This window comes from Embleya sp. NPDC050493 (assembly GCF_044458105.1).
Lineage (GTDB): Bacteria > Actinomycetota > Actinomycetes > Streptomycetales > Streptomycetaceae > Embleya.
Map to the genome: position 1 here is coordinate 650750 of NZ_JBITHP010000002.1, position 24046 is coordinate 674795.

Annotated in this window: 21 protein-coding genes and 1 pseudogene; 17 read left to right on the forward strand and 5 right to left on the reverse strand. The window is 71.3% G+C overall.

Going from position 1 to position 24046, the window contains the following annotated elements; translation table 11 throughout:
* The first annotated feature begins 2 nt into the window (after positions 1–2).
* The 8 genes from murG (at position 3) to ACIBM5_RS06155 (ending at position 7351) form a co-directional block, all read left to right on the forward strand.
* Entirely contained in the window at positions 3–1097 is a 1095-nt protein-coding gene (murG, locus tag ACIBM5_RS06120; RefSeq protein ID WP_391583068.1) for an undecaprenyldiphospho-muramoylpentapeptide beta-N-acetylglucosaminyltransferase, read from the forward strand.
* Positions 1098–1118: 21 nt separating this feature from the next.
* A complete protein-coding gene (locus ACIBM5_RS06125) occupies positions 1119–1943 on the forward strand; it encodes a cell division protein FtsQ/DivIB (protein ID WP_391582632.1) in 825 nt (274 codons plus the stop codon).
* 290 nt (positions 1944–2233) lie between these two features.
* Complete coding sequence (gene ftsZ / locus ACIBM5_RS06130) at positions 2234–3409, forward strand: cell division protein FtsZ (protein WP_396005623.1); 1176 nt, start codon at positions 2234–2236, stop codon at positions 3407–3409.
* Positions 3410–3474: 65 nt separating this feature from the next.
* Positions 3475–4206, forward strand: a complete 732-nt coding sequence (gene pgeF / locus ACIBM5_RS06135; protein WP_396005625.1) for a peptidoglycan editing factor PgeF — start codon at positions 3475–3477, stop codon at positions 4204–4206.
* Positions 4207–4249: 43 nt separating this feature from the next.
* Complete coding sequence (locus ACIBM5_RS06140) at positions 4250–4975, forward strand: YggS family pyridoxal phosphate-dependent enzyme (protein WP_396005627.1); 726 nt, start codon at positions 4250–4252, stop codon at positions 4973–4975.
* A gap of 73 nt (positions 4976–5048) precedes the next feature.
* On the forward strand, positions 5049–5693 hold the full coding sequence (locus ACIBM5_RS06145) for a cell division protein SepF (protein WP_026218733.1): 645 nt from the start codon (positions 5049–5051) through the stop codon (positions 5691–5693).
* Positions 5694–5758: 65 nt separating this feature from the next.
* On the forward strand, positions 5759–6043 hold the full coding sequence (locus ACIBM5_RS06150) for a YggT family protein (protein ID WP_020552920.1): 285 nt from the start codon (positions 5759–5761) through the stop codon (positions 6041–6043).
* A gap of 45 nt (positions 6044–6088) precedes the next feature.
* Positions 6089–7351, forward strand: a complete 1263-nt coding sequence (locus tag ACIBM5_RS06155; RefSeq protein WP_391582628.1) for a DivIVA domain-containing protein — start codon at positions 6089–6091, stop codon at positions 7349–7351.
* Between the two features lie 159 nt (positions 7352–7510).
* On the opposite strand, the gene ileS is transcribed toward ACIBM5_RS06155, so the two are convergent.
* On the reverse strand, positions 7511–10660 hold the full coding sequence (gene ileS / locus ACIBM5_RS06160; RefSeq protein WP_396005630.1) for an isoleucine--tRNA ligase: 3150 nt from the start codon (positions 10658–10660) through the stop codon (positions 7511–7513).
* Between the two features lie 626 nt (positions 10661–11286).
* Between ileS and ACIBM5_RS06165 the strand changes: the two genes are divergently transcribed.
* From ACIBM5_RS06165 to ACIBM5_RS06185, 5 genes and pseudogenes are all read left to right on the forward strand, one after another.
* Positions 11287–11754, forward strand: coding sequence for a TraR/DksA family transcriptional regulator (locus ACIBM5_RS06165; protein ID WP_396005631.1), 468 nt, complete (start codon positions 11287–11289; stop codon positions 11752–11754).
* A gap of 43 nt (positions 11755–11797) precedes the next feature.
* A pseudogene (gene lspA, locus ACIBM5_RS06170) lies at positions 11798–12403 on the forward strand (signal peptidase II); the annotation flags it as partial.
* Between the two features lie 227 nt (positions 12404–12630).
* On the forward strand, positions 12631–13575 hold the full coding sequence (locus tag ACIBM5_RS06175; protein WP_391582625.1) for an RluA family pseudouridine synthase: 945 nt from the start codon (positions 12631–12633) through the stop codon (positions 13573–13575).
* A gap of 84 nt (positions 13576–13659) precedes the next feature.
* On the forward strand, positions 13660–15249 hold the full coding sequence (locus ACIBM5_RS06180; protein WP_396005632.1) for a Na+/H+ antiporter: 1590 nt from the start codon (positions 13660–13662) through the stop codon (positions 15247–15249).
* A gap of 92 nt (positions 15250–15341) precedes the next feature.
* Positions 15342–15941, forward strand: coding sequence for a dienelactone hydrolase family protein (locus ACIBM5_RS06185; RefSeq protein WP_396005634.1), 600 nt, complete (start codon positions 15342–15344; stop codon positions 15939–15941).
* Here ACIBM5_RS06185 and ACIBM5_RS06190 read toward each other — a convergent pair.
* Complete coding sequence (locus tag ACIBM5_RS06190) at positions 15845–17089, reverse strand: mechanosensitive ion channel family protein (protein WP_391583067.1); 1245 nt, start codon at positions 17087–17089, stop codon at positions 15845–15847. The two genes, ACIBM5_RS06185 and ACIBM5_RS06190, sit on opposite strands and share 97 nt — an antisense overlap.
* Positions 17090–17248: 159 nt before the next feature.
* Here ACIBM5_RS06190 and ACIBM5_RS06195 point away from each other — a divergent pair, with 159 nt between their 5' ends.
* The 4 genes from ACIBM5_RS06195 (at position 17249) to ACIBM5_RS06210 (ending at position 20750) form a co-directional block, all read left to right on the forward strand.
* Positions 17249–17887, forward strand: coding sequence for a hypothetical protein (locus ACIBM5_RS06195; RefSeq protein ID WP_396005635.1), 639 nt, complete (start codon positions 17249–17251; stop codon positions 17885–17887).
* 173 nt (positions 17888–18060) lie between these two features.
* The gene (locus ACIBM5_RS06200; RefSeq protein WP_391583066.1) at positions 18061–19011 is read left to right on the forward strand and encodes an ABC transporter ATP-binding protein; all 951 of its coding nucleotides are present in this window, start codon (positions 18061–18063) and stop codon (positions 19009–19011) included.
* A gap of 13 nt (positions 19012–19024) precedes the next feature.
* A complete protein-coding gene (locus tag ACIBM5_RS06205) occupies positions 19025–19828 on the forward strand; it encodes an ABC transporter permease (RefSeq protein ID WP_391582621.1) in 804 nt (267 codons plus the stop codon).
* 229 nt (positions 19829–20057) lie between these two features.
* Positions 20058–20750, forward strand: a complete 693-nt coding sequence (locus tag ACIBM5_RS06210; protein ID WP_396005637.1) for a hypothetical protein — start codon at positions 20058–20060, stop codon at positions 20748–20750.
* Positions 20751–21226: 476 nt separating this feature from the next.
* Here the strand turns inward: ACIBM5_RS06210 and ybaK are convergent, their stop codons facing one another.
* Genes ybaK through ACIBM5_RS06225 form a run of 3 tightly spaced genes read right to left on the reverse strand, consistent with a single transcriptional unit; the run spans position 21227 to position 23964 of the window.
* Positions 21227–21724, reverse strand: coding sequence for a Cys-tRNA(Pro) deacylase (ybaK, locus tag ACIBM5_RS06215; RefSeq protein ID WP_396005638.1), 498 nt, complete (start codon positions 21722–21724; stop codon positions 21227–21229).
* Between the two features lie 23 nt (positions 21725–21747).
* A complete protein-coding gene (locus tag ACIBM5_RS06220) occupies positions 21748–22434 on the reverse strand; it encodes an LON peptidase substrate-binding domain-containing protein (protein ID WP_396005640.1) in 687 nt (228 codons plus the stop codon).
* A gap of 39 nt (positions 22435–22473) precedes the next feature.
* On the reverse strand, positions 22474–23964 hold the full coding sequence (locus ACIBM5_RS06225) for an oxidoreductase (protein ID WP_396005641.1): 1491 nt from the start codon (positions 23962–23964) through the stop codon (positions 22474–22476).
* Positions 23965–24046 lie beyond the last annotated feature (82 nt).

The following is a 24046-nucleotide window of genomic DNA, read 5'->3' on the forward strand; positions in this document are numbered from 1 at the left end:
AGGTGCATGTCGTCCTTGCCGGCGGAGGAACCGCCGGGCACATCGAGCCCGCTCTGGCATTGGCGGACGCGCTGCGCCGCCAGAACCCCGATGTGGGCATCACGGCGCTCGGCACGGCCAAGGGCCTGGAGACCAAGCTCGTTCCCGCTCGCGGCTACGAACTCGCGTTGATCCCGGCCGTGCCGTTGCCGCGCAAGCCCACGCCCGAACTGATGACCGTCCCCGGGCGACTGCGCGGCACCATCCGCGAGGCCGCGGCCGTGCTGGAGCGCACCAACGCGTCCTGCCTGGTCGGTTTCGGCGGCTACGTCGCCCTGCCGGGCTACCTCGCGGCCAAGCGCCAGGGTGTGCCCACGGTGGTGCACGAGGCCAACGCCCGGCCGGGCCTGGCCAACAAGATCGGCGCCCGCTACACCCGATTCGTCGCGGTGAGCACGCCGGACAGCAAGCTGCGCGGGGCGCGCTACATCGGCATCCCGCTGCGCCGGGCGATCGCCACCCTGGACCGCAACGCGCTGCGCGACGAGGCCCGCGCGATGTTCGGCCTGGACCCGATGCGCCCCACCCTGCTGGTGTTCGGCGGCTCGCAGGGTGCCCGGCGGCTGAACGAGACCCTCGCCGCCACCGCCCAGCAGCTGCTCGCCGAGGGTGTCCAGGTGCTGCACGCGGCCGGGCCCAACAACGAACTCACGATCAGCTCGCCGCCCGGCGGCCCGGCCTACGTCGTGGTGCCCTACCTCGACCGGATGGACCTGGCCTACGCGGCGGCCGACATGGTGCTGTGCCGGGCGGGCGCGATGACCTGCGCCGAGCTGGCTGCGGTCGGCCTGCCCGCGGCCTACGTCCCGCTGCCGATCGGCAACGGCGAGCAACGGCTGAACGCGCAGCCCGTGGTCAAGGCGGGTGGCGGCCTGCTGGTCGACGACGCCGACCTGACCCCGGACTGGATCCGCTCGTCGGTGCTGCCGGTGCTCACCGACGCACGCAAGCTGCACGACATGGGCAAGGCGGCGGCCGAGTTCGGTCGGCGCGACGCCGACGAGGAACTGGTCCGGATGGTCCACGAGGCGATCGCCGCCGCGCGGTTGCCCCAATAGGCGCGGGCCCAGGGAGCGTTCTTGCCCAAGACGAAGGAGCGCGCGCCGGGACGTCCGGCGAAGGCCGGGCGCGGTCCGCGGCGACGCTGGACCAACCTGCGCCCGCTCCTGGTCCTGGTGCTCCTCGTGCTGCTCGCGGTGACCGGATGGGGAATCGTCTACCACTCGCCGCTCCTGGACACCCGAACGGTGGCCGTCGGCGGGTCGGGCACGCTGCCCCGGGATCAGGTCGCCCGGGTCGCGGCGGTGCCCGTCGGTGAGCCGTTGGCCGGGATCGACCTCGACGCGATCCGGGCCCGGGTGGCCGCGATCCCGCGCGTGGCCTCGGTCCGGGTCGAGCGGGATTGGCCGCACACCGTGCGGATCTCGGTGCGCGAACGGGTGACCGCGCTGGTCGTGCCGGACGCGGGCCGCTACGCGGAGATCGACAAGGACGGCGTACGGTTCGGTACGGTGGACGCCGCACCGGCGGGCGTGCCGGTCGTCAAGGCCGACGCCGACACGGTGAGTCGGGAAACGCTACGGGGGGTGGTTCAGGTGGTAGCGGCATTGCCACCGCCGGTCGCCCAACGTGTACGGGACATCACCGCACGAACGCGCGACGACATCGTGCTCGTGCTCGACAAGGGCGAGACCGTGTTGTGGGGTGGGGCGGAGGCGTCCGACCGCAAGGCACTCGTGCTCGCGGCGCTGTTGCCGCGACCGGCGAAGTTCTACGACGTCAGCGCGCCCGACGCGCCGGTGACCCGAACCCAGCCGTTCCCCTCGGTCGCGCCGCCGGCGCCCGCCCAGTCGTTACCACCGGTCGCACCCGCCGCGGCGGTTTCGACCCCGACCACGCCGTGACAGGGGGCGGAAGCACCCCGCCACTGCGATAAAACAATAGGGACAGGTTCGGCGTGTTCGTTGAACCGTGTCCGATGGGGACCTAGTGTCGGCCTAGCCCCAGGTTGACAAAGCAGTAATCCGCACCGTTCGCATCGGCGGCGTTCGATGCGAATCGGTGTAACTCTATACCTGAGGGTGAGGGTTTTGGTGGCTCGCGGAAATCGCGTCCCGACCTCCCCAAGTCGGCAAATGTCGGCATGCCGGAACCACGGCACGCCGACCGGAACTCGAGGCGAGAGGCCTTCGACGTGGCAGCACCCCAGAACTACCTCGCAGTCATCAAGGTGGTCGGTATCGGCGGTGGCGGTGTCAACGCCATCAACCGGATGATCGAGGTCGGTCTCAAGGGCGTCGAGTTCATCGCGATCAACACCGACGCCCAAGCCCTCCTCATGAGCGATGCCGACGTCAAGCTCGACGTCGGCCGGGAATTGACCCGCGGCCTCGGCGCCGGCGCGAACCCCGACGTCGGCCGCAAGGCCGCCGAAGACCACCGCGAGGAGATCGAGGAGGTCCTCAAGGGGGCCGACATGGTCTTCGTCACGGCGGGCGAGGGCGGCGGCACCGGTACCGGTGGCGCCCCCGTGGTGGCCAACATCGCCCGCTCGCTCGGCGCGCTCACCATCGGCGTGGTCACGCGCCCGTTCACCTTCGAGGGACGGCGCCGCGCGAACCAGGCCGAGGACGGCATCGCGCAGCTGCGCGACGAGGTCGACACCCTGATCGTCATCCCCAACGACCGACTGCTCTCCATCTCCGACCGGCAGGTCAGCGTCCTGGACGCGTTCCGCTCGGCCGACCAGGTGCTGCTGTCCGGTGTGCAGGGCATCACCGATCTGATCACCACCCCCGGCCTGATCAACCTGGACTTCGCCGACGTCAAGTCGGTGATGTCCGAGGCCGGTTCGGCGCTGATGGGCATCGGTTCGGCGCGCGGCGACGACCGGGCGGTGGCGGCGGCCGAGATGGCCATCTCCAGCCCGCTGCTGGAGGCGTCCATCGACGGCGCCCGCGGCGTGCTGCTCTCCATCTCCGGCGGCTCCGACCTCGGCCTGTTCGAGATCAACGAGGCCGCGCAGCTGGTCAGCGAGGCCGCGCACCCCGAGGCGAACATCATCTTCGGCGCGGTCATCGACGACGCGCTCGGCGACGAGGTGCGGGTCACCGTGATCGCGGCCGGCTTCGACGGCGGCCAGCCGCCGTCCAAGAGCGAGTTGGGCAAGCCCGCGACCACGACCGCGGCCTCGCGGCCGGAGCCGGTGGGGCGGCCGACCCAGAACCAGGGTCCCGGTGTGCTGCACGAGCCCACCCCGCCGCCGACCACGTACCCGGCGCCGACCACTCCGAGCCCGCGCGCGCCGTTGGTGCCGGAGCCGATCAAGGACGACCTGGATCTCGACATCCCGCCGTTCATGAAGTCGTAGCATTCGCGGCAATATCCGCGAACGGCACGACAACGCAGAAAATCGACACAAGGGGTGGGTCCGACGTGTTCACGCGAAGGGCCGCTTCCGACGGCGCCCGTTTCGCCTTCACCGACCGGTGGGGCGGCACGGGCGCCGCGCCGTATGACGAGTTGAACCTCGGCGACCACGTGGGCGACGACCCGCGCGTGGTCGCCGCGAACCGCGCACGCACCGCCCGGGCGCTGGGCCTGTCACCCGAACGGGTGGTGTGGATGAACCAGGTGCACGGCAACACGGTCACCGTCGTCGACGCCGCGTCCGCCGAGCCGTTGCCCGCCACCGATGCCCTGGTCACCGCGACCGCGGGGCTGGCGCTCGCGGTTCTGGTCGCCGACTGCACTCCGGTCCTGCTCGCCGATCCGCAGGCCGGCGTGGTGGCCGCCGCGCACGCGGGCCGGCCGGGCCTGGCCGCGGGGGTCGTGCCGGCCGCCGTGCGGGCGATGTGCGAGCTCGGCGCCGATCCGGCCCGGATCGTGGCCCGGACCGGGCCGGCCGTCTGTGGCGCCTGCTACGAGGTTCCCGAGGCGATGTGCGAGGAAGTGTCCGCAGTTGTCCCGGCGGCCCGCGCACGCACCCGCGAGGGCACTCCAGGGCTCGATATCCCGGCCGGCGTGTGGGCGCAACTCGCCGCGCAGGGGGTTGCGTCGGGTGAGAAATCGCACATCTGCACGCGCGAGTCGAGCGACCATTTCTCCTATCGCCGGGACCGGAGCACGGGTCGGATCGCCGGCTACGTGTGGCTCGCCGAGGGCTGACCCCGCCCGGGCGTGTCCGGTCCCCGTCGGCGACGATGGACGGATGGAAACGCACGCTCAGCCGACCGCAGACGGTGCCCGTCGAGGTGCCGAACTCGCCGCCAACCTGGCCGCCGTCGAGGGCCGGATCGCCGCCGCGTGCGCGAGCGCCGGCCGCCCGCGCACGGACGTCACCCTCGTGGTGGTGACCAAGACGCACCCGGCGAGCGACGTGCGACTGCTCGCCGGACTCGGTGTCCGCGACGTCGGCGAGAACCGCGACCAGGAGGCCGCGCCCAAGGCGAAGGCCACCGAGGACCTCGACCTCACCTGGCACTACGTCGGCCAACTGCAGACCAACAAGGCCAAATCGGTGGCGGGTTACGCCGATGTGGTGCATTCGCTCGACCGGGTCAGGCTCGCCCGTTCGTTGTCCGCCGCGGCCGAGCGGCAACAGCGCACGATCACCGCGCTGTTGCAGGTCAGCCTGGACGAAGACCCGGCTCGCGGCGGGGTGTCCGCGGCCGATCTGGCCGAACTCGCGGACGTGGTGGCCGGTGCGCCGAACCTGATCCTCGGCGGTGTGATGGCGGTGGCCCCGCTCGGCGTCGAACCCGCTCGGGCGTTCGCCGGGTTGCGAGAAATCGCAACCCGCCTACGCGAAGCCCATCCGACTGCAAACATGGTTTCCGCGGGGATGAGCAACGACCTCGAAGCGGCCATCGAGGCCGGGGCGACACATGTACGCATCGGTACTGCGGTGCTCGGAGTCCGGCCTTCCCTCCGGTAGCGTCGCCGTGAAGTGGATCGCACGACCCACGGTGACCTCAGCCGATCCACCGTGAGACCGGAGGAAGCGGAACATGGCCGGCGCAATGCGCAAGATGGCGGTCTACCTCGGCCTCGTGGAGGACGATGTCTACGAGTATGACGATTACGATGAGGACGACATCGGCCAGGACGGCCGCGACCGGGTCGAGCGCACCGATCGTCGCGAGGAGCGGCGGGACGAGCGTCGTGAGGAGCCACGTGAAGTACGCGAGCCGCGTGGGGAATCGCGGGAACGTCGCGAGGATCTCGTTCGTGGAGCTACTGCCCTTCGCGAAGCGGGGGCCCTTCGCGACGAAGGCCGCCTTGAAGAACACCGCGCAACAGTGTCCGCCATGCCCGAACGCCGTCCCGAGAGCAGCACACCGGTGACCGTACACAAAGTCGTCAGCGAACGTGAGCCCTACCGCATCACGACGCTGCACCCGCGTACCTACAACGAAGCCCGCACGATCGGCGAGCACTTTCGCGAGAGCACGCCCGTGATCATGAACCTGACGGAAATGGAGGACACCGACGCCAAGCGCCTGGTGGACTTCGCCGCGGGTCTCGTGTTCGGCCTGCACGGCAGCATCGAGCGGGTCACCCAAAAAGTCTTCCTCCTGTCGCCTGCTAACGTCGATGTGACAGCCGAGGACAAGGCCCGCATCGCAGAGGGCGGGTTCTTCAATCAGAGCTGAGGTGTGCGAAAACTGAGGCTAGGTGCGGTCCTGACCAGAGGGACGGCACACGAGGGGGCAGGTAAATGAGCATCGCGCTGGAGATCATCCGCATCGTGCTCTACTGCTTTTTGATCGTGTTGTTCTTCCGCTTGGTGATGGACTACGTGTTCCAGTTCGCGCGGTCGTACGAGCCGCGCGGGGCCATGGTGGTATTGCTGGAGGCCACGTACTCCATCACCGATCCACCGTTGAAGTTGCTGCGCAGGTTCATTCCTCCGCTGCGCCTCGGGGGTGTAGCACTCGACCTGTCCTTCTTCGTACTGATGATCATCGTCTACATCCTGATCTCCGTCGTGGGCAGGCTGTAAGCGGTACCGTCTGTCCGATGCCGACGATCACGCTGAGGTGAAGAGATGCCGTTGACCCCCGAAGACGTGCGTAACAAGCAGTTCACGACCGTCCGTCTCCGTGAGGGCTATGACGAGGACGAGGTCGATGCGTTCCTCGATGAGGTCGAGGGCGAACTGACCCGACTTCTCCGGGAAAACGAGGACCTGCGAGCGAAACTCGCGGCGGCGACCCGTGCCGCCGCGCAGAGTCAGCAGCAGGCTCAGCAGCGCAAGGAGCGCGAACGCCCCGACGCACCCGTCCCGGCAGCCATATCCGGGCCGACCCCGGTTCCTCCGCCGCCCCAGATGGGCGGGCCGCAGGGGATGCAGGGCGGCCAGCACCAGATGCAGGGCGGCCCGCAGCAGCTCGGTCCCGGTGGACCGCAGCAGCACCCCATGGGGGGACCGCAGCAGCTTGGTCCGGGCATGAGCGGTCAGCACCAGCTCCAGGGCCCGCCGCAGCACCAGCTGCAGGGTGGCCCCGGCATGAGCGGTCAGCACCAGCTGCCCGGTCAGCAGCAGCACCAGCTGCAGGGCGGTCAGCACCAGATGCAGGGCGGCCCCGGGATGGGCAACCCCGGCATGAGCGGTCAGCACCAGCTCCAGGGCCCGCCGCAGCACCAACAACAACTTCAGCAGCACCAGTTGCAGGGCGGCCCGCCGCAGCTCGGTCCGGGCGGACCGCAGCAGCAGATGGGCAACCCCGGTGGCGACAGCGCCGCTCGGGTGCTCGCGCTGGCGCAGCAGACGGCGGACCAGGCGATCGCCGAGGCCCGCTCCGAGGCGAACAAGATAGTGGGCGAGGCGCGCACCCGCGCCGAGGGCATGGAGCGCGACGCGCGCTCCAAGGCGGACGCCCTCGAGCGGGACGCGCAGGAGAAGCACCGCGTTGCGATGGGCTCGCTCGAAAGTGCCCGCGCCACGCTCGAGCGCAAGGTCGACGACCTGCGTGCGTTCGAGCGGGAGTACCGCACGCGCCTGAAGTCGTACCTGGAGAGCCAGCTGCGCCAGCTGGAGTCGCAGGCCGACGACTCGCTCGCACCGCCGCGTACGCCGGCCACGGCCTCGTTGCCGCCGGCCATGTCGTCCGCGCCGGTACCGATGTCGCAGTCGATGTCGCAGCCGTCGTCGATGTCGCCCGCGATGACGCCGTCGATCGGGCAGCAGATGAGCCCGGCGATGACGCAGCAGATGTCGCCGGTGCGTCCGCAGGCGCCGCAGCCGCAGCAGATGCAGCAGCCCTCGCCGATGCGCGGGTTCCTGATCGACGAGGACCCCGACAACTGACCGGCCACTGAGCGTCGGTCGGCACATCCGAGAAGCGCCCGCCCCCTTCGGGGGGACGGGCGCTTCTCGGGTTTCCGGGCAATTCGCGCCGGTCTGGGGTGAATCGGGCAAGTCGGGGGACTCGGGGGCGGGACGGCCGAGACCGTCCCGCCCGCCGACTCACACCTTGCGCAGCCAGAACCGCAGGCCGAGCACCGGGTCGCCGTGCTCGAACAACTCCTCGTCCTCCGGCGCGCCCTGGGTGAACTGCGTGGCCAGCACCTCGTCGGCGACCTGCACGCCGTGCGCCAGCAGCGCCGACGTGGTCTCCTCCGACTCGTCCGCGGCCCACCACACCAGGATCCGGTCGGACACCTCCAGGCCGCTGTTCTTGCGCGCCTCCTGGATCAGCCGGACCACATCGCGGGCCAGGCCCGCGAGCCGCAGTTCGGGTGTGATGGTCAGGTCGAGCGCGACGGTGGCGCCGTCCTGGCCGGCCACCGTCCAGCCCTCGCGCGGGGTCTCGGTGACGATGACCTCCTCGGCCGCCACCTCGACCTCCTCGCCCTCGACCACGACCACCGCGGTGCCCGACTCGCGCAGCGCGGCGGACAGCGCCGACGCATCGGCGGCGGCGATCGCCGCCGCCACGATCGGGGTGCGCTTGGCGAACCGCTTGCCCAGCGCCCGGAAGTTGCCCTTCGCGCTGTACTCGACCAGGTCGCCGCCGGCCTCGGACAGCGCCGCGACGGAGACCACGTTGAGCTCCTCGGCGATCTGCTCGCGCAGTTCCCCGGACAGCTCGTCCCAGCCCGCCGCGCCGATCAGCGCACGGCCCAGCGGCTGCCGGGTCTTGACCCCGGAGTCGGCGCGGGTGGCCCGGCCCAACTCCACCAGGCGCCGCACCAGCGTCATCTGCCGGCCCAACTCCGGGTGCACCAGCGCCGGATCCGCCGTGGGCCACGCGGCCATGTGCACCGACTCGGGCGCGTCGGCGGTGACCGGGCGGACCACGTCCTGCCAGACCCGCTCGGTGATGAACGGCACCAGCGGCGCCATCAACCGGGTGACCGTCTCCAGCGCCTCGTGCAGCGTGGCCAGGGCGGCCGGCTCCGCGTTCCAGAACCGCCGCCGGGACCGGCGCACGTACCAGTTCGACAGGTCGTCCACGAACGCGGTGAGCGCCTTGCCCGCGCGTTGCGTGTCGTAGGCCTCCAGGGCCGCGTCCACGTCGCCCACGAGGGTGTTCAGCTCGGACAACAACCACCGGTCGAGCAGCGGGCGCTCGGCCGGGGCCGGGTCGCTCGCGCTCGGCGTCCAGCCGCCGGTGCGCGCGTACAGGGCCTGGAAGCTGACCGTGTTCCAGTAGGTCAGCAGGGTCTTGCGGACCACCTCCTGGATGGTGCCGTGCCCGACCCGACGGGCCGACCAGGGCGAGCCGCCCGCGGCCATGAACCAGCGCACCGCGTCCGCGCCGTGCCGGTCCATCAGCGGGATGGGCTCCAGGGTGTTGCCCAGGTGCTTGGACATCTTCCGGCCGTCCTCGGCCAGGATGTGCCCCAGGCACACCACGTTCTCGTAGGACGACTTGTCGAAGACCAGCGTGCCGATCGCCATCAGCGTGTAGAACCAGCCGCGGGTCTGGTCGATCGCCTCGGAGATGAACTGCGCCGGATAGGACTGCTCGAACAGCTCGCGGTTGCGGTACGGGTAGCCGAACTGGGCGAACGGCATCGAACCCGAGTCGTACCAGGCGTCGATCACCTCGGGCACCCGGGTGGCCCGCCCGCCGCACGCCGTGCCGTCGCCGGCCTTGGCCGGACAGTCGAAGACCACCTCGTCGATGAACGGCCGGTGCGGGTCCAGCCCGGACAGGTCGCGTCCGGTCAGTTCGGACAATTCGCCCAGCGAGCCGACGCAGGTGAGGTGATTCTCGTCGCAGCGCCAGATCGGCAGCGGCGTGCCCCAGTAGCGGTTCCGGGACAGCGCCCAGTCGATGTTGTTGTTCAGCCAGTCGCCGTAGCGGCCCCACTTGACCGTCTCCGGGTGCCAGTTGGTCCGCTCGTTCTCGCGCAGCAGCGCGTCCTTGACCGCGGTGGTGCGGATGTACCAGGACGGCTGCGCGTAGTAGAGCAGCGCGGTGTGGCAGCGCCAGCAGTGCGGATAGCTGTGCTCGTACTCCAGATGCCGGAACAGCAGCCCGCGCTCGCGCAGGTCCGCGACCAGCGCCTCGTCGGCCTTCTTGAAGAACTGCCCGCCCACCAGCGGCAGCTCCGGCTCGAAGGTGCCGTCCGGGCGGACCGGATTGACCACCGGCAGGCCGTACGCCCGACAGGTCTTGAGGTCGTCCTCACCGAAGGCGGGCGCCTGGTGCACGACACCCGAGCCGTCCTCGGTGGTGACGTAGTCCGCGAGCACGACGAAGTTCGCGTCCTCCAGCGGCAGCAGGTCGAACGGGCGCCGGTAGGCCCAGCGTTCCATCTCCCGGCCGGTGAACCGCTCGCCGGTGACCACCCAGCCCTCGCCGAGTGCCTTGCCCACCAGCGGCTCGGCGACCACCAGGCGCTCCTCGCCGTCGGTGGCCACCACGTAGGTCACGTCCGGGTGCACCGCGGCGGCGGTGTTGGAGACCAGCGTCCACGGCGTGGTGGTCCACACCAGCAGCGCGGCCTGCCCGGCCAGCGGCCCGGAGGTGAGCGGGAAGCGCACGTAGACCGAGGGGTCGACGACCGTCTCGTAGCCCTGGGCGAGTTCGTGGTCGGACAGCCCGGTGCCGCAGCGCGGACACCACGGCGCGACCCGGTAGTCCTGGGTCAGCAGCCCCTTGTCGAAGATCTGCTTGAGCGACCACCACACCGACTCGACGTACTCGGGATCCATCGTCCGGTACGCCTTGGACAGGTCGACCCAGTAGCCCATCCGGGTGGTCAGGTCCTCGAAGGCGCCCACGTGGGTCATCACCGACTCGCGGCACTTCGCGTTGAACTCGGCGATCCCGTACCGCTCGATGTCCGACTTGCCGGCGAAGCCGAGCTGCTTCTCGACGGCCAGTTCGACCGGCAGGCCGTGGCAGTCCCACCCGGCCTTGCGCGGCACGTTGTACCCGCGCATGGTGCGGTAGCGCGGGAACACGTCCTTGAACACGCGGGCTTCGATGTGGTGCGCGCCCGGCATGCCGTTGGCGGTCGGTGGGCCCTCGTAGAAGACCCAGCGCGGGCCGTCGGCATTGCGTTCGAGGGAGCGCTCGAAGATGTCGTTGTCCCGCCAGAACGCGAGGACCTCGTGCTCCATGGCGGGCAGGTCGACCTGCGCCGGTACCGGGCGGTACATGTGGCTTCCTTCCGCGGGCTGTGATGCGTGCCTACCGAAGGGACGAGACCGCCGTGTGCCGGCCCCGCGGTACCACCCTTCTTGGCCGCGCCCCCCGGTACGGCAACCGTGCCGGGGCGGGCACAACCCACTCGTATGCGCGAGGGCCGGTTCTACGGGCCGATCCGGGATCGCATCGACCTTTCCTCCGGCAGCTCCGGGGTGATCTTCACGGCGCGCACACCTCCGGGCTCACACCGTCCCCGGATCGCTGATGGCTGCGTGCGTCGCTACTCGTCCCCATCGACACCGTCTCGCTCTGCGGATTGTACGACCCGAACGGGTCCGTGCGCCGCCGAGTCGATCCGCCGCCAAGTGCGTAACGATCCGCTCGGGAACCGGTAACGAACGGGACACGTAGAAGAGGGATAAGCGTGGTTGCGTCTGGGCACAACCGATTTACGTCGCCGCCCCGGCGCAATCAGTGACGGGACGGCGCGTCCGGTTGTCCGGGGCGACCCATCCCTAAGCGAAACAAGGGGGCCGTGACCATGACGGATACAGAGAAGGCCAGTGGCGGGCGGACGCGACGTGCGACCGCGACGACGACGCCGCGAGCCTCGGTACGGGGAGGAACGGGACGCACCGTGAAGGCACCTGCACACGTGACTGCCGCGACCGCGACGACGCTGGCCACGCCGCCCGACGGCTTCCATGCGCCGGCGGTCTACATCGTCCGGCCCGGTGAGGATCCGTGGGACGACGCGGAATTGCGCGAGGTGCGGGAGGGGCTGATCGAGACCGCGCACGAGTTGCGGGCCGAGATCGCCGTCTCCGAGAACGGCATCGCCGATCTGCTGCGCGATTCGGGGGAGGGCGCGGGCGACGATCAGGCGGACACGGGGACCAAGAACTTCGAGCGCGAGCACGAGATGTCCCTGACCAACAACGCGCGTGGCATGCTGCTCCAGTCGGAGAAGGCGCTGCGTCGTCTCGCCGACGGCACGTACGGGGCCTGCGAGTCGTGTGGTTCGGCCATCGGCAAGGCGCGCCTGCAGGCGTTCCCGCGTGCGACCCTGTGTGTGACCTGCAAACAGCGCGAGGAACGCCGGTAACCGTCGAGGCGGCCGGCGGCGCGTCGAAGGACTGGAGCGAGCCATCGGCACCGGAGCGGAACGACGGGACGAGGCGGAGTCGCAGGCCCCCGCTGGGGAGCCGGACACCGAGGCGACCGAGAGCGGGGCGGGCGGCGAGGAGCCGACCGCGCCCGCCGGTTCGCGCACCCGTCGATACATCGCCGTCCTGCTCGGCGTTGCGGCCTTCGCCTACGCCCTGGACCTGATCAGCAAGCTGATCGTGGTGGCCAGACTCGAGTACCACGCGCCGATCGACATCCTCGGCGACTGGCTCCAGTTCCGGGCCACCCGCAACGCGGGCGCCGCGTTCGGCATGGGTCAGGGACTGACCATCGTGCTGACCGTGATCGCCGGCGCCGTGGTCGTGGTGATCCTGCGGCTCGCGCGCAAGCTGAACAGCCTGCCCTGGGCGATCGCGCTCGGCCTGCTGCTCGGCGGCGCGTTCGGCAACCTCACCGACCGGATCTTCCGGGCGCCCAGCGTGTTCGAGGGCCACGTCGTGGACTTCATCGCGCCCAAGCACTTCGCGATCTTCAACCTGGCCGACTCGGCCATCGTGATCGGTGGGTGTCTGATCGTGCTGCTGTCCTTCCTGGGCCTGCAGCCGGACGGCACCCGCGAGGGCGACGACGGGGACGAGACGACCGAGGACGAGACGGCGGCCGAGGCGGACCCGGCCGGCGAGACCTCGGCCGACGACGCCAAGGCGGACGACCGGGCCTCCTCGCCCGCGCCGGCCGGTGCCACCAAGGCCGTGGTCGAGCCGGTCCGGACCGAGCCCGCGCCGGCCGCGGAGCGGGCCGCCGAAGACCACGCCGTCGAGTCCGGCCCGGATGCCGGGCATACTCGTATCTCGTGACTGTCAATCCCGGCTCGCCCGAAATCCGTACTCTTCCCGTTCCCGATGGCCTCGAAGGCGAGCGGGTCGATGCCGCGCTCTCGCGGATGTTCGGCTTCTCGCGCACCAAGGCGGCCGAGCTGGCCGCCGCCGGGAAGGTGCAGCTCGACGGTCGGGCGGCCGGGAAGTCCGACCGCGTGAACGGCGGGGCCTGGATCGAGGTCGAGATGCCGGGGGCGCCCAGGCCCGTGCAACTCGTCGCCGAACCCGTGCCCGGCATGCGGATCGTGCACGACGACGACCACATCGTGGTGATCGACAAGCCGGTCGGCGTCGCCGCGCACCCCAGCCCGGGCTGGACCGGCACCACCGTGGTCGGCGGCCTCGCGGCGGCCGGCTACCGCATCTCCACCTCCGGCGCGGCCGAGCGCCAGGGCGTCGTGCACCGCCTGGACGTGGGCACCTCCGGGCTGATGGTGGTGGCCAAGTCCGAGCGCGCCTACACGCTGCTCAAGCAGCAGTTCCGGGACCGCACCGTGGACAAGCGCTACCACGCGCTGGTCCAGGGCCACCCGGACCCGCACACCGGCACCATCGACGCACCGATCGACCGACACCCCACCCACGACTACAAGTGGGCCGTGGTGATGGGCGGCAAGCCCAGCGTCACGCACTACGACACGATCGAGGCGTTCCGCGCCGCGAGCCTGCTGTCGATCAAGCTGGAGACCGGGCGCACCCACCAGATCCGGGTGCACATGGCGGCCCTGCGGCACCCGTGCGTGGGCGACCTGACCTACGGCGCGGACCCGACGCTGTCCAAGCGGCTGGGCCTGGAGCGGCAGTGGCTGCACGCGGTGAGCCTGGCCTTCGAGCACCCCGGCGACGGCACGTGGGTGCAGTACGAGAGCGGCTACCCGGCCGACCTGACCGCCACCCTGGAGCGGGTCACCGACAGGTGACACCGATGTCCGCCGATCGGTGATTCGGCGGCGATTCGGGGAACGCTCCAAGATCGAATCGCGGTCGATCGGTCTGGGGGCGGAGTGGGTCAGCTCACGCTGCTGTTCCTGTTGATGTTCGGCACGGTCGTGGTCGTGCCGCTGGCGGGCCGGTTGCGGCTGCCGTTTCCGGTGCTGCTGACGCTGTACGGCGTGCTGCTCGGGTGGCTGCCGTTCGTGCCGACCCTGCGGATCGATCCCGACCTGCTGCTGCCGTTGCTGCTGCCCCCACTGCTGTACGCGGCGGCACAACGTTCGAGCTGGCGCGAGTTCGCCGCCAACGCCCGGCCGATCCTGCTGCTCGCGGTCGCGCTCGTGTTGGTCACCACGGCCGCGGTGGCGGCGGTGGTGAACGCGATGGTGCCCGGACTGCCGCTCGCGGGCGCGGTCGCGCTGGGCGCGCTGGTCGCGCCGCCGGACCCGGTCGCGGCCACGGCGGTGGCCGGGACCCTGCGGCTGCCTCGGCGCCTGGTGTCGATCCTGGAGGGCGAGGGGCTCTTCAACGACGTCACCTCGCTCGTGCTCTACCAGGTCGCGGTCGCCGCCGCGGTCAGCGGGACGTTCTCGCCGGCCCGGGCGGTGGGCATGTTCGCGCTGTCCGCCGTGGTCGGCGTCGGGATCGGCCTCGCGGTCGGCCTGGCCGGTCGGCTGCTGCTCGGCAGGTTGGACGAGCCCAACCTGCAGACCCTGCTCACCCTGCTGGTGCCGTTCCTGTCCTACGTGGTCGCCGACGAACTGCACGGCTCCGGCGTGCTCGCGGTGCTGACCACCGCCTTCTACCTGGGCTCGGTCGCCGAGGACGCGGACAACGTGGTCGGCCGGCTCACCGGGCGCTCGTTCTGGGAGGTCGTGGACCTGGTGGTCACCGGCGTCGCGTTCGGGGTGATCGGCCTGGAGATGTGGGAGATCTTCCACGACCTGCACGGCGACCGGGTCCGGCTGTTCTGGGAGGCCGGCGCCGTGGTCCTGGTGCTGATCGTGGTCCGCGGCCTGTGGCTGTTCCCGGTCGCGGCGCTGGCCCGCCGATTGCACAACCGGCTGCCGACCGCCGGCGAGACGCAGACCCCGGACCCGCGCGAGACCGTCGTGGTGTGGTGGGCCGGGATGCGCGGCGTGGTGACCATCGCCCTCGCCCTGGCGCTGCCGCTGACCACCGACGCCGACGAGGCGTTTCCCGAGCGGCAGCGGCTGATCGCGATCGCGTTCTGCGTGATCGTGGTGACCCTGCTGCTCCAGGGGGTCAGCCTGCCCTGGCTGGTGCGCCGGCTCGGGGTCTCCGAGGCGGACGACGTGGACAGCCGCGAGGAGCGCCGGATCGCGGCCACCGCGACCAAGGCGGCGCTGCACCGGCTGCGCGAGCTGGAGGAGGAGCGCGACCTCCCGGACGAGATGGTGCAGCGGTTGCGGGCCCGACAGAAGGCGCTGCTCGCCGAGCTGAAGCCGGAGGGCGCGCCCGAGGAGTTGGCCGACACGGTCGTCGAGCGCTCCCGGCGGATCAAGCTGCTGCACGAGATCGAGGCGGAGATGACCGCCGCCGCGCGCCGCGAGGTGATCGCGGCCCGGGGGCGACGCGGCGTGGACCCGGCCGCCGCCGACCGGGTCCTGCGCCGTCTGGACCTGCGCAGCATGCGCTGAACCGGGCCGCGGCGGACGGTACCGTTGACCCTTTGTCCGATCCTTCGGCCGTCCGATCCCCTGTCGCATCCCGTCCTCGGAAGGACCCCCACGTGGCCCGCATCGTGCTCTTCCACTCCGCCTACGGGCTGCGCCCCGCCGTTCACGCCGCAGCGGAGCGGCTGCGCGCGGACGGGCACGAGGTGACCGTGCCCGACCTGTACGACGGGCGCGGCACCGAGTCGATCGAGGAGGGCATGGAGATCAAGGACGAGATCGGCGCGGACGAGCTGATCCGGCGCGCCGTGAAGGTCGCCGCCGGGCTCGGCCCGGGCCTGGTCTACGCGGGCTTCTCGCTCGGCGCCTCGATCGCCCAGAACGCCGCGTTCGCGGACCCCGCCGCGGCCGGGCTGCTGATGTTCCACGGCACCTCCGACCTGCGCGAGGACGCCGCGACCGAGGTGCCGGTGCAGTTGCACGTGGCCGAGCCGGACCCGTTCGAGACCGAGGACTGGCTCGGCACGTGGTACCTGGGGATGCGCCGGGCCGGGGCGGACGTGGAGATCCACCGCTACCACGGCGCCGGTCACCTGTTCACCGACCCGGACCTGCCGGACTACGACCGCGAGGCCGCCTCGCGGGCCTGGGCGATCGCCTCGGACTTCCTCAGCGAGATCGACTCGGCCGCGGCCGCCGCGGAGGCCAACGACTGAGGCTTCTTGGCCAGGTCCACGTACCTGCGCGGACCGGTCTGCGCGGGCACCTGCGGAGCCGGGCGCGCCTTGGCGAAGCGCCCGTTGCCGCTGTACGGACCCACCGCCTCGTTGCCCAGCGGCGCGGGCGCGGTGGCGATCCGGGGCAGGGCGTACGGGTGTTCGCAGCGCAGGTAGTCGAGCAGCTTCTCGCGCACCTCGCAGCGCAGCGTCCACAGGTCGTCGGAGTCGCGCGCGGTCACCACGGCCCGGACCAGGATCGTGGTCGGCGTGGTGTCGGTGACGTACAGGCTCCAGCCCTGGCCGTCCCACAGGCCGGTGTCCTTGAGGATGCGGTGCAGTTCGTCGCGCAGCTCGCCGACCGGCGCCGAGTGGTCCAGGTGCAGGAAGACGGTGCCGGTCATCCGGGTGTCGGTGCGCGACCAGTTCTCGAACGGCCTGGAGGTGAAGTAGGAGACCGGCATCACGATCCGGCGCTGGTCCCACGTGTTGACCACCAGGTAGGTCAGGGTGATCTCCTCGATCGTGCCCATCTCCTCGTTGACCACGACCGAGTCGCCGATCCGGACCATGTCGCTGAACGCGATCTGCAGGCCCGCGAACAGGTTGGCCAGCGCGCTCTGCGCGGCCAGACCGGCCACCACGCCGAGCAGACCGGCGGAGGCCAACAGGCTGGTGCCGATGGTCTTCATGCCCGGGAAGGTCATGATCATCGCGGCGAAGGTGATGATTCCGACGATGGCCACCGCGGTCCGGCGGATCAGCGCGATCTGGGTCTGGATCCGACGCACCCGGCCGGTGTCCGTCGCGTTCGCCGCGTAACGCTCGAAGGAGGTGTTCACCAGCAGGGTGACCGCGTGCACTATCAGCCACGCGCAGGCGGCGATCACCGCGAGCACCAGGATGTGCCGGATCATCCCGCGGCTGCGTTCGGGCAGGCCGGCGGCCGGTTCGGCGAGCAACAGAACCGATGCGCCGAGCGTGGCCACGATCGAGGCGCGTCCGCGCCGCATCATCGACCAGAGGGGTCCTGTCAGCGGCTTGCGGGTCTGTACTTCGCGGGCCAGGCGAGCCATTCCCCAGGTCACCAGACCCGTGAAGACGATCACCGAGACGAGCACGATCAACGGGCGAAGTATGTGCCACACGTCCACGTCGAGAGCCTCCTAGGGGGCTTGTGGTCAAACCCGTACCGTACCCGAGCAGAACGAGCCCACCCACGCGTCCGGTCCGCGCCGGCCGCGCACCGCAGCCCGCACGGGGCGCTAACGTGCGGGTCAGGCAGCGGACGGTACGGAGGACGCGCGATGTCCAAGTGGACCAGGATCGGCAAGGCCGGATTCGGCGCGCTGCGCCGCGGACAGCGCTTCCGCAGCGCGTCCCGGGCGGCGGCGGAACGTTCCGCCAACCAGGGCGCGACCGCCTTCGACCCGGACCTGGACACCCGGTTGACCCCACGCCAGGCCGCCCTGCTGATCCGCTATCTGGTGGGCAAGGTGGTGCTGGGCCGGTTGGAGTTCGTCTTCCTGCTCAAGTACCTGCTGCTCGTGACGGGCGTGCCGCTGCTCCTGCTGTTCCCACCGGCGGGCGTCGTGCTGCTCGTGCTCTTCGGCCTCGCCGCACTGGTGCAGTGGGTGATCGCGCGCGCGATCGGCCGGCTCGCCGCGTTCCACCGACTGGGCGCGGCGGAGAACGAGTTGACCGACGCGGCGACCGTGTGGTGGCCCAACCTCAAGCGGGAGAGTGCCCGGGTGGGCCTGCCGACCCGGCCGCTCGCCCTGCTCAAGGTGGCCGCCGCCCGGGCCACCCGGCGGTTGGACCCGGAGCGCGAGGCCGCGTTCGGGGCGATCGACTGGCGTGCGGTGATCCCGCGCGAGCAATGGCAGCGGGCCCGGGTCCTGCTCGCCGAGGAGGCGGGCGGCCGGCCGGGCGACGCGACCGCGTAGAGTCGTCCCGTCGTGTGTCACCCCACTCGGCCACTTGGCGCGAGGCGCGGGTCGAACGCCATCTCCACCACCTTCAGGACGACGCGCGGGGTCGGATGTACAAGCTGCCCGGAACGGACGAGCGGAGCGTGACCATCCCCGGCGAGCCCACGGCGGCCGATCCGTGCTTCACGGTGCGCGGACTGACCAGGACGTATCGCACCGGGCGTCGGCGGGATCGGCACGTGGTGACCGCGAACGACGCGATCGACCTGGACGTGCGCCGAGGCGAGATCTTCGGCCTGCTCGGCCCCAACGGCGCGGGCAAGTCCACCCTGGTCCGCCAACTCACCGGCCTGCTCCGGCCGGACACCGGCACGATCGACCTGCTCGGCCACGACCTGGTGCGCCGGCCCGAGATCGCCGCCCGCCTGGTCGCCTACCTCGGGCAGGAATCCGGCGCACTGGACGAGTTGACCGTCGCGCTGGCGATCGAGACCACCGCCCGGCTGCGCGCGCTGGACGCAGCCCGGGCCCGGGCGGAGCGGGACGCGGTGCTCGACGAACTCGAACTGGGCGCGATCGCGGACCGACCACTCAAGAAGCTCTCCGGCGGGCAGCGCCGGCTCGCCTGCGTGGCCACCGCACTGGTCGGCGCCCGCCCGGTGCTGGTCCTGGACGAGCCGACCACCGGCATGGACCCGGTCGCGCGCCGCGCGGTGTGGGCCGCGGTGGATCGCCGGCGGGCCGAGCAGGGCGCCACCGTGCTCCTGGTGACGCACAACGTGATCGAGGCGGAGACCGTGCTGGACCGGGTCGCCGTGCTCGACGAGGGCCGGGTGATCGCATGCGACACGCCCGGCGGACTCAAGGCCATGGTCGGCGACGAGGTCCGGCTGGACCTGGTCTGGCGGGCCGACCCGCCGATGGACGACCCGGCGGTGAGCATGCTCGCGCAGACCGCGGTGCGCACCGGCCGGCGCTGGAGCACCCGGATGGAACCGGGAGTGGCCCGCGAACTGCTCGCCGGCGTCACCTCCGGGCCCGCGTTCGAGGCGCTCGACGACTTCACGCTGTCCACGCCGAGCCTGGAGGACGTCTACCTCGCGCTCGGCGGGCGCCACCAGGGACTGGTCAAGGGATGAGGGTGTCGACCCAGTGAGTGCAGTGAGCATCGAGTCCGCGCCGGCGCGCCCGGTCGAGGCGGTTGTACCCGCGCCGGCCACATCGCTGGGCGCCGGGCTGCTGACCGTGTACCGCGCGCAACTCTCCCGGGTGCGGGTCTCCCGGGTCCCGCTGCTGTTCGTCGCGGTGTTCCAGTCGGTCGGGATCATGATCCTGATGCGCGGCGTGGTGGACACCGGCAGCGACAGCGCGCGCGAGGCGGTGGTGGCCGGGTCCAGCGTGCTCGTGGTCGCCTTCGTCGCGCTCAACCTGCTCGCCCAGCACTTCGGCAACCTGCGGGCGGCGAACGCGCTCGACTACTACCTGACGTTGCCGGTCCGCCCGGCCGCGGTGGTGCTGGGCATGGCCGCCGCGTACGCGTCCTTCACCCTGCCCGGCACGGTCGCCACGGCCGTGATCGGCGCGCTGATGTTCCAGCTGCCGCTGGCCAACCTGTGGGTGCTGCTGCTGGTCGTACCGCTGTCCGGCGCGGCCCTGGCGGGCATCGGCGCGGTCTTCGGCCTGCTCGCGCCGCGCCCCGAACTGGCCACCCTGCTGGGGCAACTGGGCATGTCGGCCGCCCTGTTGCTCGGCGTGCTGCCCGAGGACCGGATGCCCGAGGTGATCGTGCTCGCCCGCGACCTGTTGCCGTCCTCGTACGGGGTGGACGCGTTCATCGCAAGCTACGGCGATCCCGACTGGGCGGCGGTGGGGGGCAACCTCGCGGTCTGCGCGGGGGTCGGCGTGGTGATGCTCTCGCTGGCCACGTGGTCCTTCCGGCGCAGCACCCGGGCGTAGTCGCACGGCTTGTGTCGTGCCTTTGTCTCGGACCGCTGCCTTGTCTCGGACCCTGCCCTGTCTCGGACCGCTGCCTTGTCTCGGACCCCTGCCTTGCCTCGACCACCGGAGGTCCTGCGTGGACGACCGGAGGTCTTGCCTCGACGACCGGAAGTTTTCCTCGACCACCGGACACACCGCCGCGCGGGGTCACGCCGCCGGCTCGATTCGCACATGGGACGCTGACCAGATGACGTCTGCCGGGGATTTCGACCCCTACCCGTCGCCCGAGGGCGCGCATGTGGGCTTCGCGCCCGGGCCCGACGCGCCTCCCACGCTGTGGCAGCGCTACCGCACCGACGTGGTGGCCTTCGCCGTCGTGGTTGCGGCGTGCCTGGTCGTGGGCGCGATCGTGGGCGTGGTCTGGGAGCAGGTGACGCCGCGCGTACCGCTGCTCGCGACGAAGGAGGGGGTCTTCCAGACCTCGCCCGAGACCGAGACCTCGATCGCGCTGGACGGCTGGTTCGCGGTGTGCGGTGTGGTTGCGGGCATCGTGCTCGCACCTCCGGCGTTCTGGCGCTTTCGCCGCCAGGGAGTGGCGACGGCGCTCGCGCTGACGGTCGGCGGGCTGGCCGGGTCGTACCTGGCGTTCAAGATCGGCGTGCGGTTGGGCCCGGACGGGATCATGGAGCAGGTGAAGCGGATCGGGCTGGGCAAGCGGTTCGACCAGCCGCTCGATCTCAAGGCCAAGGGCGTGCTGTTGTTGTGGCCGATCGCGTCGATGGTGATCTTCCTCGGTCTGTCCGCGGGGTTCGCTCCGGCGGACAAGGAGTCGACGGCGGGGCCGTATGGGTGGCAGCCGGGGCAAGAGTTGCCGTGGGCGCAGCAGCAACCGGCTTCTCCTCCGGTCGATTTGACGAAGCGGGGGCGGGAGGAGGGGTGACGCACTCGGTTGGGCGGGGCTGGGTTGGCCTCAAGCGCCGGCCGGGCTGGTGTGCTTCAGGCGCCGCACGGGCTGGGTTCGCCTCAAGCGCCGGCGGGGCTGGGTGTGCTCAGGCGCCGCACGGGCTGAGTGGCCTCAAGCGCCGGCCGGGCTGAGGGTTTTGGCTGACCTTGGGTGTCGGTCGGGCTGGGTTGGCCTCAAGCGCCGGCCGGGCTGAGGGTTTTGGCTGACCTTGGGTGTCGGTCGGGCTGGGTTCGCCTCAAACGCCGGCGGGGCTGGGTGTGCTCAGGCGCCGCACGGGCTGAGGGGTTTTGGCTGACTTCGGGTGCCGGTCGGGCTGGGTTGGCCTCAAGCGCCGGCCGGGCTGAGGGTTTTGGCCGGCCTCGGGTGTCGGTCGGGCTGGGTTCGCCTCAAACGCCGGCGGGGCTGGGTGTGCTCAAGCGCCGCACGGGCTGAGGGGTTCGGCTGGGTGGGGGTCAGGTTCGGCTGAGGGGTGCTGTGGTGGCTTGGGTTTGGTGGATCAGGTCGGTGGGGGCTAGTTCGATTTCGAGGCCGCGGCGGCCGGCGGAGATGTAGATCGTCGGGTGGGTGCGGGCGGATTCGTCGACGACCGTGGGGTGCCGGCGCTTTTGGCCCAGGGGGCTGATTCCGCCCAGTACGTAGCCGGTGGCCCGTTCGGCCGCCGCGGGGTCGGCCATTGCCGCGCGCTTGCCGCCGACCGCCGCCGCGAGGGCCTTCAGGTCGAGTCGGCCCGCCACCGGGACCACCGCGACCGTCAGCGTGCCGTCCACGTCCGCCAGCAGCGTCTTGAACACCCGCTCGGCCGGGACACCGAGCACCGTGACGGCCTCCTCGCCGTAGGACGCCGCGTCCGGGTCGTGGGTGTACGCGTGCACCGTGTACGTGATCCCCGCGCGGGTCAGTGCGACCGTCGCCGGCGTGCCCTGCCCACCCTTGGCCCTGCTCTTCGCCATCTCGGCGGCCCCTCGATCGCTGGTCAGTTGGGTTCGATGCTCTGCCGCAGCAGTTCGACGGCGGGCAGCGACGGCAGATGGTCCAGCAGCGCCGCCTCCCGACGCAGCAGCTCGACCTCCGCGGTCAGCCGCACGGTGGCGTCCTCGGCCTCCAGGAGCCGCTGCTTGTCGTGCGGGTCCAGCACCACCGCGGCGGCCACCAGATAGGACAGCACCACCGGGTCGTCGGGCAGCTCGGGCAGGCTCATCGGGGTGCGCTGCTGGGCCGAGAGCAACCGGCGCTGATACTCGGCGAACGCCCGGGTCGCGGCCAGGCCGAGCACGTCGGCCCGCTCGCCGGGCGGGTCCTCCAGGTATTCCACCTCGGCGTACAGGTAGGGACCCGAGTCGTCCACGGACACCAGCCGGAACCGGGTCGCCCCGGTGGCCACCAGGTCGTAGCGGCCGTCCTCGTGCGTCTTGATCGTGGCGATCTCGGCGGTACAGCCCACCGGATGCAGGATCTCCAGCGGATCGCCCTGGATGTCGCCGACCTCGCGGCCGGTGCGCAGCGCGACCACGCCGAACCGCTGCTCCGCCTGGGGCAGCACCTCCAGGTCCCGGACCAGCGTGCGGTACCGCTCCTCGAAGATGTGCAGGGGCAGCACCAGACCCGGGTAGAGCACCGAGTTGAGCGGGAAGAGCGGAAGCCGGTCGGTCACGGTGACCAAGAGTAGGGCCTGACCGCCGGACCGCGTCGACCATTGATCTCAAGCGCGGTTGAGCACCCGACCGGCGCCCGCGGCGGCGGCACCGGCGAGCACCCAGCCGAGCAGGATCAGCGTGTAGGCGAGCCACTGGCCCACCCCGGTCGGCTTCCACGCGCTGTCCTGACCGAGCGTCACCACCGGCAGCAACAGGTCCAGGGTGTACCAGAACGGATTCCAGTGCGGCGCCTCGCCGGCCTTCAGCGGTGCGGGCGGGTCGGCCGCGAACACCGCCGTGCCGACCGCGACCAGCGCGACCAACCAGCCCAGGGCCCGCGCCGGGCGGTAGCCGTAGCCGATCGCCGCGTCCTGCACGTGGCCCCACAGCCGACCCGCCGGGCCCAGCCCGGCGCGCCGGCGCCGCTGCTTGGCGAGCAGCACGGAGCGGGCGTGCTCGTCCTCGCCGGCCGCGCGGTAGGCGCCGGCGAGTTGGTCGTAGGGCTGCGGGGTGTACTCCGGGGTGCCGCGCTCGACCCAGTCGATCCGCCGGCGCACGCTCACCGCCACCTCGGAGCGCAGCACCGTGTACCGGGTCCCGGCCAGCACCAGGTCACCGGGCGCGGGCCAGGTGTCCGGCGCGTCGGTCAAGGTGCCGATCGTCGCGTTGGCCAGCACGATCCGCCCGCACGGGGGCCGGGACAGCGCCATGTGCAGGCCGTCCGCGACCACCCGCCACATGGTCAACTGCTCGCCCGGGTTCGCACACACCAGCGCCCGGCTGAGCACGATGCCGCCGCCCACGCGGGCGTCGTTCATCCGGATCGAGCCGGTCGCGGTGAATCCCACACTCAGGTGCAGCGAGTGCTCGATCGTGATCCGGCCGAGATCCATGGCCAACTGCCCCGGGCGCTCCACCGTCGAGCCGTACAGGGTCACCCGACCGCCGAATCGACCGCCGTACAGGCTCACCTGCCCGGCGAAGACGGTGTTGTCCAGCGACGCGTCCGCGCCCACCTGGAGACCGTTGGCGTGCAACGCGCCGCCGCGCGGGTCCGGCCCGATCACGCAGTCGTCCATCCGCAGGTCGTTGTCCACCCGCGAGTCCAGGATCCGCACGCCGCCCGCCACCTCGCAGTGCCGCAACACCAGGTCGCCGTCCACCCGCATGTTGCGTCCGTGCAGCGCGGCGAGCACGCAGTCGCGCAGGTTGATCGTCCGGGTGGAGGCCACGTTCAGCACGATCGGGTCCTCGAAGCGGCAGCCGATCATCGAGAGGTAGACGTCCAGGCGCGCGCCGCCCAACTCCAGCGCGCCCACGATCCGGGCCCCGGTGATCCGCAGCGCGGTGCTGTGCCCGGGTTCGGCCTCCGGCGGCTGGAGCAGCACCTGCGCGAGCACCTGGGCCCGGACCGTGCGGTCCGGCCCCCAGGCCGCGCCCAGACGCGGATCGTCGTCCGCCGGCACGCCCGTGCCCAGATCCAGTCGTTCGCCCCGCCGATACGCCTCCCACACGCGTATCTCGGTCGCGCTCAGATGCCCCGGCGGTGTGCTCATCCGTGGTCCCCCGACACTGGAAGGCTGTTTCGTCCCGCCCATGATCGCGTGTCTCACTGTCCGACACACAGGGACGGCTTCG